The following is a 1,323-nucleotide window of genomic DNA, read 5'->3' as shown; positions in this document are numbered from 1 at the left end:
GGCCATCATGTCCCGCAGGACCGAGCCCAGCCCCTCATGGCGCAAATCGACGGCGATGCCGTCTTCGCCGACGGTCACCCGTTCGACCAGCAGCTGGACGATGCGGGTCTGCTCCGCCGGATAGAGCGCCGCCCAGAGCTGGTCGAACTCGCCGAGCGCCTGGACGACCGCCTTCTCATCGACGGTCGAGCTCTCGTCGCGAAGAGCCTCTAAGGTTCGCGCCGCGACTTCGGGTGCGCGGATCATGCGGCGGATTTCGCCGACGACGGCATCCTCGACCATGCCGGCGGGCAAGCGCAGCGGACCCGAGGCGTCGCCGGTCGGGCGGTTTCGGATCAGGTCCATCGACGCGTAGTAGCGGTAGAGGCGCGTGCCCTTCTTCGTCGCCGTCGGCGTCATCGCTGTGCCCGTCTCGGTGAAGATGATCCCTTTCAGCAGGGCCGGCGTCTGGCGGCGGGTGTTCTTCGCCCGCAGGCGCGGGCTCTCCTGCAGGATGCTGTGAACCTTGTCCCAGAGGGCCTGATCGATGATGGCCTCGTGCTCGCCGGGATAGGCCGTGCCCTTGTGCACGGCCTCCCCGAGGTAGACCCGGTTGTTGATCAGTTTGTAGAGGAAGCCCTTGTCGATCGGCTTGCCGCGCTTGTTCAGAACGCCCTCGGCCGCGAGCGCTTTCGCCAGCGTCGTGGCGGAGCCGATGGCGACGAAGCGCTCGAAGATCATCCGGACCGTCGCGGCTTCCGCTTCGTTGACGACCAGCTTGCGGTCGCGCACGTCGTAGCCCAGCGGGACGTGACCGCCCATCCACATGCCGCGCTTGCGGGATGCCGCGACCTTGTCGCGGATGCGCTCGCCGATCACCTCCCGCTCGAACTGTGCGAAGCTGAGAAGGATGTTCAGGGTCAGGCGGCCCATCGAGGTCGTGGTGTTGAACGACTGCGTGACCGAAACGAAGGTCACCTGATTGCGGTCGAAGATCTCGACCAGCTTGGCGAAATCCATCAGCGAGCGCGACAGCCGGTCGATCTTGTAGACCACGATCACATCGATCAGACCGGCCTCGACGTCCTGAATGAGGCGCTTCAGGCTGGGGCGCTCCAGCGTGCCACCGGAGAAGCCGCCGTCGTCGTAGCGTTCGCGAATGGTGGCCCAGCCTTCCGCCTTCTGGCTCGTCACGAAGGCCTCGCAAGCCTCGCGCTGGGCGTCGAGGCTGTTGAACTCCATGTCGAGCCCTTCCTCGCTCGACTTTCGGGTATAGATGGCGCAGCGCTGGCGGCGCGGAACGACCGCGACGGCTTCCTGATGACGGCTCATCGGTCGTCCCTC

At 66.0% G+C, this 1,323-nt stretch carries 1 protein-coding gene; it reads right to left on the bottom strand.

Going from position 1 to position 1,323, the window contains the following annotated elements:
• Positions 1–1,311: recombinase family protein (locus tag L598_RS21275; protein ID WP_144866137.1), on the bottom strand; the 1,311-nt coding region annotated here is incomplete at its 3' end.
• Between the last annotated feature and the right edge of the window lie 12 nt (positions 1,312–1,323).

Source organism: Mesorhizobium sp. J18, from assembly GCF_007829525.1.
In the GTDB taxonomy this organism is placed as follows: domain Bacteria; phylum Pseudomonadota; class Alphaproteobacteria; order Rhizobiales; family Rhizobiaceae; genus VLJP01.
This window is presented reverse-complemented; position numbering and strand designations above follow the sequence as displayed.